Source organism: Streptomyces sp. NPDC058295 (assembly GCF_042880655.1).
In the GTDB taxonomy this organism is placed as follows: domain Bacteria; phylum Actinomycetota; class Actinomycetes; order Streptomycetales; family Streptomycetaceae; genus Streptomyces; species Streptomyces coriariae.
Window position 1 is genome coordinate 25,719 of sequence record NZ_JBHVYO010000071.1, and the last position, 9,328, is coordinate 35,046.

A 9,328-nucleotide genomic window follows, 5' to 3' on the forward strand; every position below is an offset into this window, starting at 1 on the left:
TGTCCGGGCGCCCGTCGCCGAGCCGCTCGCCGGGCACGCTCTACCACCACATCCCGGACCTGCGCGGGCCGCGCGCTCGCCGTGCGGCCGGGACGGACGCAGGCCGTGCCTCCGCGCCCGTTCCTCAGTAGGCTCTCCGGCATGCGGATCTCCGTCTCCTCGGACATGGACGAACCAGTGGCCCGCGCCCTCGTCGCGGAGCTGCGCGGCCGGGGGCACGACGTGGTGCCGCACGGCGCGCTGCGGCCCGGCGACGACCCCCGGTGGGCGGTGTGCTCGGCGACGGCGGCCCGGGACGTGGCCGACGGGACCTCGGAACAGGCGGTGGTGTGCTGCTGGACCGGCACCGGCGCGTCGATCGCCGCGAACAAGGTGCCCGGCGTCCGGGCCGCCCTGTGCGCCGACGCCTACACCGCCGACGGCGCCCGCCGCTGGAACGACGCCAACGTCCTCGCCCTCAGCCTCCGCCTCACCTCCGAGCCGCTGCTCAAGGAGATCCTCGACGCCTGGTTCGCCGCCGAGTCCGGCGGGGACGCCGAGGACCGGCAGAACGTGGCCCATGTCGAAGGCCTCGACGCCACCCGGGCGCGCTAGGGGCCCCAGGCCGTCTCCGCACAGGGGCATCGTCCGCCCGGCGGACAGGGCTCGCCGCGTCCGGTGGCGGGTGATCGAGGGGCGGAGGTCGCCCGTGTACCGGGTGCACGTGGGCGATGCCGCCGACGCGGCTGCGGGTGTCCTTCGGGGGAGTGCGTGGCCGGGCCGGACTCGGCGCACACGGCACCAGGGCCGCGCCCCTCGTACGGACGGCTTCGCTCGCCCGTATGGGTAGCTCGGCCCAGTCGGGTACCCGGCGGCCGGAGAGGGTGGGGAGGTACGGGCACGTGCCTCCCCGTGACCCGATCCGGAAGGAAACCCGAGATGTCCGTCCACCCGCAAGCGACGTCCGGCCGGCTCACCGACGACGAGCTCAGGACGCTGCACGCCCACTGGCGCGCCGCGAACTACCTGGCCGTCGGGCAGATCTACCTGATGGCCAACCCGCTGCTCACCGAACCGCTGCTGCCCGAGCACGTGAAGCCGAGGCTGCTGGGCCACTGGGGGACCTCACCGGGGCTCAACCTCGTGTACACCCACCTCAACCGCGTCATCCACGCCCGTGACCTGCAGGCCCTGTGCGTCTGGGGCCCCGGCCACGGCGGTCCCGCGGTCGTCGCCAACTCCTGGCTGGAGGGCACCTACACCGAGACGTATCCGGACGTCACCCGCGACGCGGCCGGGATGGCCCGGCTGTTCCGGCAGTTCTCCTTCCCCGGCGGCATCCCCAGCCATGTCGCCCCGGAGACGCCCGGCTCGATCCACGAGGGCGGCGAACTCGGCTACTCGCTCTCGCACGCCTACGGCGCCGCCTTCGACAACCCGGACCTCCTCGTGGCCTGCGTGATCGGCGACGGCGAGTCCGAGACCGGGCCGCTGGCCGCCTCCTGGCACTCCAACAAGTTCCTCGACCCCGTCCACGACGGCGCGGTCCTGCCGATCCTGCACCTCAACGGATACAAGATCGCCAACCCCACGGTGCCGGCCCGGATCCCCGAAGCCGAGCTCGACGAGCTGCTGCGCGGCTACGGCCACGACCCGATCCACGTCACCGGCGACGAGCCGAACGCCGTCCACCGGGCGATGGCACAGGCCATGGACACCGCCCTGGACCGCATCGCCGCGCTCCAGCGCGCCGCCCGCGAGGACGGCTCCGGCGAGCGCCCCCGCTGGCCGGTGATCGTGCTGCGCACCCCGAAGGGCTGGACGGGGCCCGCCCACGTCGACGGGCTGCCCGTCGAGGGCACCTGGCGCTCCCATCAGGTGCCGCTGTCCGCCGTCCGGGACAATCCCGACCACCTGCGTCAGCTGGAGGCGTGGCTGCGCTCCTACCGGCCGGAGGAACTCTTCGACGCCCACGGTGGCCCCCGCCCGGACGTCCTCGCCTGGATTCCCGACGGCACCCGCCGCCTCGGCGCCACCCCGCACGCCAACGGCGGACTGCTGCTGCGTGAACTCCCCCTGCCCGCACTGGAGTCGCACGCCGTCCCGGTCGACAGGCCGGGCGCCACCCGGCACGAACCCACCGCCGTACTGGGCGGGTTGCTCGAAGACATGATGCGCTCCACCGCCGACCGGCGCGACTTCCGTCTCGTCGGTCCCGACGAGACCGCGTCCAACCGGCTCCAGGCCGTCTACGCGGCCAGCGGCAAGGCCTGGCAGGCACAGACCCTCCAGGTCGACGAGAACCTCGACCGGCACGGCCGGGTGATGGAGATCCTCTCCGAACACACCTGCCAGGGCTGGCTGGAGGGCTATCTTCTGACCGGCCGGCACGGACTGTTCTCCTGCTACGAGGCGTTCGCGCACATCGTCGACTCGATGGTCAACCAGCACATCAAGTGGCTGCGCGTCACCCGGACGCTGCCCTGGCGCGCGCCCATCGCCTCCCTCAACTACCTGCTCAGCTCGCACGTCTGGCGCCAGGACCACAACGGTTTCTCCCACCAGGACCCCGGCTTCGTCGACCACATCCTCAACAAGAGCCCCGAGGTCGTACGCGTCTATCTGCCGCCGGACGCCAACACCCTGCTGTCGGTGGCCGACCACGTCCTGCGCAGCCGCGACTACGTCAATGTGATCGTGGCCGGGAAGCAGCCCTGTTTCGACTGGCTGAGCATGGACCAGGCCCGCGTCCATTGCGCGCGCGGCGCAGGCATCTGGGACTGGGCCGGCACCGAGAACGGCACCCGTGAACCCGACGTCGTCCTCGCCTGCGCGGGCGACGTCCCCACCCAGGAGGTGCTGGCGGCCGCCCAGTTGCTGCGCCGCGAACTGCCGGACCTCGCCGTGCGGGTCGTCAATGTCGTCGACATCGCCCGGCTGCTGCCGAGCGGCGAACACCCGCACGGCATGGGCGACTTCGAGTACGACGGCCTGTTCACCACCGACAGGCCGGTCGTCTTCGCCTACCACGGCTATCCGTGGCTGATCCACCGCCTCGCCTACCGCCGCACCGGCCACAGGCACCTGCATGTGCGCGGCTACAAGGAGTTCGGCACCACGACCACGCCGTTCGACATGGTCGTCCGCAACGACCTCGACCGCTACCGCCTCGTCATGGACGTCATCGACCGCGTCCCCGGCCTCGCCGTGCGCGCCGCCGCCGTACGGCAGCGGATGGAGGACGCGCGACTGCGCCACCACGACTGGATCCGCGTCCACGGCACCGACCTTCCCGAGGTCGTCGACTGGACCTGGGACGGGTGAGACGCCGGGCCACCGCAGACCGGCCAGGGCGCACGGACCGGGGCGGACGGCGCAGGGGGAGGGGCAGCGGGCGGGCCGTCGTGCGCCCTGGTACGGCGTCCCGCCCGGTGCTTACAGTGGTCGGCCAGCCCTGCACGCGGATCCGGCGGGGCGAGTCCCACCCCCCGTGGTCGACCGTCGTCCTCGTCCCCGCCCGGCACGCGTCCGGACCCGGGCGCGGCTCCGTGCACCGGAGCGGCTCCGAAGGACGACGGGTGCGACGACGACCCGCGCGACAGACACCATCCGTGACACCGCTCGTGCCGTGCGAGGGCCCGTCCGCGGTACGAGCGCGCGTCGAAAGCCGCAGGAGGCCGCTGTGTCCCGACCGTGCATCGCCCTGATCGCCGACCCCACCTCGCCCGAGGGCTGCCGTGAGTATCTCGCCGACGCCGTGGAACTGCTCACCGGAGCCCCGCCCGTCCGGGTCGACTCCCGGCACTTCGCGACCGGCGGAACCGGCCGCGGCGTCCGTGACGGAGGCCGGTTACGGCTCCGGGTTCCCGAGGAGCGGCTGGACTTCGTACCCGACGTCGTACTGCTCTACGAGATCCCGCCGCACCACCGCCAGGCCCTCGCCGACTTCCAGGAACTGCTGGAGAGCCACGACGTGGTGACCCTGGCCGCCGGGCCCGACGCCTGGCGGACCGCGACCGAGAAGAACCTCACCGTCGAACGCTTCGTCCGGGACGGTGTCGCCCAGATGGAGACCGCCCTGCTGTCCCGGCCCTCCCCGCGGGAGGCGGCCGACACGTTCCACCGGCTCGGCCGCGACACCTGGGCCCGGCCCGTCGTCGGCACCGGCGGCAACGACACCTTCCACGTCACCACCCCCGCCCAACTGGAGCTCGCCGCCGCCTACTACGCCGAGCGCGGCACCGACTGGCTGCTCTCCCGGGACGCGGGCAACTTCACCGCCGACGGCCGGCGCCACCAGTTCCGTGTCTTCGTCCTGGGCGACCGTGTCGTGCACGCCCGCGAGCACCTCCAGCCGGAGACCGACACCCCGTGCAACACCTGCCAGGGCGCCACCGCCGTCCACATCGCCCCGCAGGACCTCCAGCCCCGGCTCGCCGAACTCGCCGTCGCGGCCACCGCCTCGGTCGGGCTCCCCTTCGCCGGTGTCGACCTGGCCATGGAGAACGGCGGGGTCGTCTTCGAGGTCAACGTCCAGCCCGCCTTCGTCGACGGCGAGCTGGAACTGCGGGCGGTGGCCGTGCCGTACGTCCAGGCGCACCTGGACGCCTTCGCGCTCGCCTGCGGCGGCCCGTCCCGGGGACTCACAGCTTCAGCGTGAACCAGGTCGTCTTGCCCTCGTCCGTCGGCCGCACCCCCCAGCCGGCGGCGAGGGCACGGACCAGGATCAGGCCGCGGCCCGACTCCGCCTCCTCGACCGCCACCCGCGGCTGGGGGAGCTGCGGGCTGGGGTCGCTGACCTCGACCGTGAGGTCGGTGGCGGTGCGGTGCAGATGCAGGGCGATCGGGCCCTCGGAGTGCTGCACCGCGTTCGTCAGTGTCTCCGACAGCAGCAGGAGCGCGTCGTCGGCCCGTTCCGTACAGTTCCACGAGGTCAGCGCCTTGTGCAGAAAGGCCCGTCCTTCCGGCACGGAGGCCGGGGCGGCCGGGAAGTGGGTGGTGACGGCGGCCAGGGGCGCGGCCGGCAGCTGCGCGATCAGCAGGGTCACGTCGTCGTTGTGACCGTCGGCGTCCGGCAGCAGACCCGCGAGGACATGGTCGGCCGCGGCCTCCAGACAGGGTGTTCCGACGAACAACTTGTTCAGCAGCAGGGTCAGTTCGCCGATCCGTACCTCGATGTCGCTGCCCGGCGTCTCGATCAGGCCGTCCGTGTAGAGCACCAATGAGGATCCGGGCGCTGTCTCCGAACTGGACTGCTCGTACAGGATGTCGCCCACGCCGAGCGGAGCGTTCACCGGACAGGGCAGGGCGCTGACGCCCTCGTCCACCCCGGCGACCAGCACCGGCAGGTGTCCCGCCGAGCACACCGTCACCGTGCCCGCGTCCGGGGCGATCACCAGATAGCAGCAGGTGACGAGCTGGTCGGGCACGTCGAGGTCGGCGACGCAGGTGTCCAGCGCCTGCATGAGCTGCCGGGGCTGCATACCGGTCTTGGCCAGCGCGTGCGCGGCTGACCGCAACTGGCCCATCACGGCGGCCGCTTCCAGCCCGCGGCCCATCACATCGCCTATCAGCACCCCCACCCGGTCGGCGCCCAGCGGGATCAGGTCGAACCAGTCGCCGCCCACACCGGCGCCCTGGGTGGCGGGCCGGTAACGGCTCGCGGTGGCCAGACCGGGCAGGGCGGGCGGTGTGCCCATCAGACTGCGCTGGAGCGTCAGGGCGATGTGCCGCTGCTGTTCGTACAGGGCCTTGAGCTCGGCCTCCGCGCGCTTGCGGTCGCCGATGTCCCGCACGATCGCGCACGCCCCGACCACGGCGCCGTGGGTGTCCCGGGTCGGCCACAGCGTGACGTCCACGTCGCGCAGCGCCCCGGTGCTGGTCATCCGAAGCGTCTCGTAGTGCTCGACCTTTTCGGCGTGCCGCAGCCGCTGGAGCAGCTCGCGGATCTCGCCCCGCAGCTCCGGCGGGGCCAGCAGCGAGACGTGCCGGCCGATGGCCTCCTCGGCCGTGTAGCCGTACAGGCGCTGCGCGGCCGCGTTCCAGTAGGTGATGTACCCGTCGAGGGTGTGGGCGAGGATCGCGTCCTGAGAGGACTCCACGAGCGCGGCGAGTTCGTTGATGCGCGCCTCGGCCGCCTTGCGGTCGCTGACGTCACGCACGGCCGCCGACACCAGGAGTCCGTCCGCCGTCTCCAGCGGGCTCAGGCTGATCTCGACGGGGAACTCCGTGCCGTCCTTGCGCAGCCCGTGCAGTTCGAGCCCGGCGCCCATCGGACGCACCTGGCGGTTGGCCGTGTACCCGCTCCGGTGCGCGGTGTGCTGGCCGTGGAACCGGTGCGGGATGAGCAGCTCGACCGGCTGACCGAGCAGTTCCTCGCGGCCGTGCCCGAACAGGGCCTCGGTCTGGGCGTTGACGAGCCTGATGGTGCCGGAGTCGTCGACGATGACCATGGCGTCCGGCGCCGCCTCCAGCAGCCCCCGGAACCTTTCCTCGGCCCCGCCGACCGCACCCTCCGAGGACTGCGCTCCGCAGCCGCACCGTTTCTGCTGAGCCTTCTGCTTCACGCTGCGTTTCGCGGTGCCCGCTCCCGCGCCTGCCCCCGTGCCCGCGCGCCGCGCTGGTTCAGCCCGCATAACGTCGGCCACCTTCCACCTCATCCCGCACGACGAATCAGGCCATCCCACCGCCTCCGGCCCGCCCGCGCGGCGCGTTGTCGCTTACTGTCCGCCCGCTGTCCGAACCTGAACGCGACCCGAACCGATCAGGATTCGAGAAGCGCCTGTCATCGGGTCACGGATAGCGTTGCGTCGGTCAGATCGAACCGGGCGACGCCCGAGCCCGCCCAGGCGGTCGCGAGCAGCAGATGCAGATGCAGATGGAGAGACGATGAGCATGGCCAAGAAGACGGACGAGCCGCCTGCGCAGCACATCGCCGACAGCCACGGTCTGATCCGCGTGCACGGCGCCCGCGAGAACAATCTCAAGGACGTCAGCATCGAGATCCCGAAGCGCCGGCTGACGGTGTTCACCGGCGTCTCCGGCTCGGGCAAGAGCTCCCTGGTGTTCGACACGATCGCCGCGGAGTCGCAGCGGCTGATCAACGAGACCTACAGCGCGTTCGTCCAGGGCTTCATGCCGACGCTGGCCCGGCCCGAGGTCGACGTGCTCGACGGGCTGACGACGGCGATCATCGTCGACCAGCAGCGGATGGGGTCCGACCCCCGCTCCACCGTCGGCACCGCCACCGACGCCAACGCGATGCTGCGCATCCTCTTCAGCAGGCTCGGTCGGCCGCACATCGGCCCGCCCACCGCGTACTCCTTCAACACCGCCTCGGTCCGGGCGAGCGGCGGGATCACCGTCGAGCGCGGCACCAAGAAGACGGTGAAGGCGACCTACTCCCGTACCGGCGGCATGTGTGTCCGCTGCGAGGGCCGCGGCACGGTCTCCGACATCGACCTCACCCAGCTCTACGACGACAGCAAGTCGCTCAACGAGGGCGCGCTCACCATTCCGGGCTACAGCATGGACGGCTGGTACGGCCGTATCTTCGGCGGGTGCGGATTCTTCGACCCGGACAAGCCGATCCGCAGGTTCACCAAGAAGGAGCTGCACGACCTCCTGCACAAGGAGCCGACGAAGATCAAGGTCGACGGCATCAACCTGACGTACGAGGGGCTGATCCCGAAGATCCAGAAGTCGATGCTCGCCAAGGACATCGACGCGCTCCAGCCGCACATCCGGGCGTTCGTGGAGCGGGCGATGACGTTCACCGTCTGTCCCGAGTGCGACGGCACCCGGCTCAGCGAGGGCGCCCGGTCGTCGAAGATCGAGAAGGTCAGCATCGCCGACGCCTGTGCGATGCAGATCAGTGACCTGGCCGAATGGGTGCGCGGCCTCGACGAGCCGTCGGTGGCGCCGCTGCTCACCGCGCTCCAGCACACCCTCGAGTCGTTCGTGGAGATCGGGCTCGGCTACCTCTCGCTCGACCGGCCGTCGGGCACGCTGTCCGGCGGCGAGGCGCAGCGCGTCAAGATGATCCGCCACCTCGGCTCCTCGCTCACCGATGTCACCTACGTCTTCGACGAGCCCACCACGGGCCTGCACCCGCACGACATCAGCCGGATGAACGACCTGCTGCTGCGGTTGCGGGACAAGGGCAACACGGTGCTCGTCGTGGAGCACAAGCCGCAGACCATCGCGATCGCCGACCATGTCGTCGATCTCGGCCCCGGGGCCGGCACCGCGGGCGGCACCGTCTGTTTCGAGGGCACCGTCGAGGGGCTGCGGTCCGGTGACACCATCACCGGCCGCCATCTCGACGACCGGGCCGCCGTCAAGGAGACCGTGCGCAAGCCCACCGGCACGCTGGAGGTCCGCGGCGCGACGGCGCACAACCTGCGCAATGTCGACGTCGGCATCCCGCTGGGGGTGCTCTGTGTGGTCACCGGTGTGGCGGGCTCCGGCAAGAGCTCGCTCGTGCACGGGTCGATCCCGGCCGGCGAGGGCGTGGTGTCGGTCGACCAGGGCGCGATCCGCGGCTCCCGACGCAGCAACCCGGCCACGTACACCGGCCTGCTCGACCCGATCCGCAAGGCGTTCGCGAAGGTCAACGGCGTGAAGCCGGCGCTGTTCAGCGCCAACTCCGAGGGCGCCTGCCCGACCTGCAACGGCGCCGGAGTCGTCTTCACCGACCTGGCGATGATGGCGAGTGTGGCCTCGACCTGCGAGGAGTGCGAGGGGAAGCGCTACCAGGCCGCGGTCCTCGAGTACCACCTCGGCGGCCGCGACATCAGCGAGGTGCTCGCGATGCCGGTGAGCGAGGCCGAGGAGTTCTTCGGCGCCGGTGAGGCGAGCACGCCGGCCGCGCACCGCATCCTGGGCCGGCTCGCCGACGTCGGGCTCGGCTACCTCAGCCTCGGCCAGCCGCTCACCACACTGTCCGGCGGCGAGCGGCAGCGGCTGAAGCTGGCCACCCACATGGGGGAGAAGGGCGGTGTCTACGTACTCGACGAGCCGACCACCGGCCTGCACCTCGCCGATGTCGAGCAGTTGCTCGGCCTGCTCGACCGGCTCGTCGACGCCGGCAAGTCGGTCATCGTCGTCGAGCACCACCCGGCGGTGATGGCGCACGCCGACTGGATCATCGACCTCGGTCCCGGCGCGGGTCACGACGGCGGCCGGATCGTCTTCGAGGGCACCCCCGCCGATCTCGTCGCCGCCCGCTCCACCCTCACCGGCGAGCACCTCGCGGACTACGTCGGCGCCTGACCGAGGCACCCGGACCCGGGGGCGCGGCGGGGCGGGCCGTCAGAGGTGAAGTGGGGCGGGCCGTCACGACCGTGAC

General features: G+C 71.8%; 5 protein-coding genes. 4 read left to right on the forward strand and 1 reads right to left on the reverse strand.

Annotated features, from left to right (window positions below):
- Positions 1-141 precede the first annotated feature (141 nt).
- The 3 genes from ACFVYS_RS40615 (at position 142) to ACFVYS_RS40625 (ending at position 4,639) form a co-directional block, all read left to right on the forward strand.
- Positions 142-594 (forward strand): RpiB/LacA/LacB family sugar-phosphate isomerase, encoded by a 453-nt coding sequence (locus tag ACFVYS_RS40615; RefSeq protein WP_389510481.1) that lies wholly within the window; start codon positions 142-144, stop codon positions 592-594.
- Between the two features lie 324 nt (positions 595-918).
- A complete protein-coding gene (locus tag ACFVYS_RS40620) occupies positions 919-3,303 on the forward strand; it encodes a phosphoketolase (protein WP_389510483.1) in 2,385 nt (794 codons plus the stop codon).
- A 358-nt stretch (positions 3,304-3,661) separates the two neighbouring features.
- A complete protein-coding gene (locus tag ACFVYS_RS40625; RefSeq protein ID WP_389510485.1) occupies positions 3,662-4,639 on the forward strand; it encodes a RimK family alpha-L-glutamate ligase in 978 nt (325 codons plus the stop codon).
- Here the strand turns inward: ACFVYS_RS40625 and ACFVYS_RS40630 are convergent.
- On the reverse strand, positions 4,623-6,614 hold the full coding sequence (locus tag ACFVYS_RS40630; protein WP_389510487.1) for a PAS domain S-box protein: 1,992 nt from the start codon (positions 6,612-6,614) through the stop codon (positions 4,623-4,625). The two genes, ACFVYS_RS40625 and ACFVYS_RS40630, sit on opposite strands and share 17 nt — an antisense overlap.
- Positions 6,615-6,867: 253 nt before the next feature.
- On the opposite strand from ACFVYS_RS40630, the gene ACFVYS_RS40635 reads away from it, so the two are divergent.
- Complete coding sequence (locus ACFVYS_RS40635) at positions 6,868-9,252, forward strand: ATP-binding cassette domain-containing protein (RefSeq protein WP_389510489.1); 2,385 nt, start codon at positions 6,868-6,870, stop codon at positions 9,250-9,252.
- Positions 9,253-9,328 lie beyond the last annotated feature (76 nt).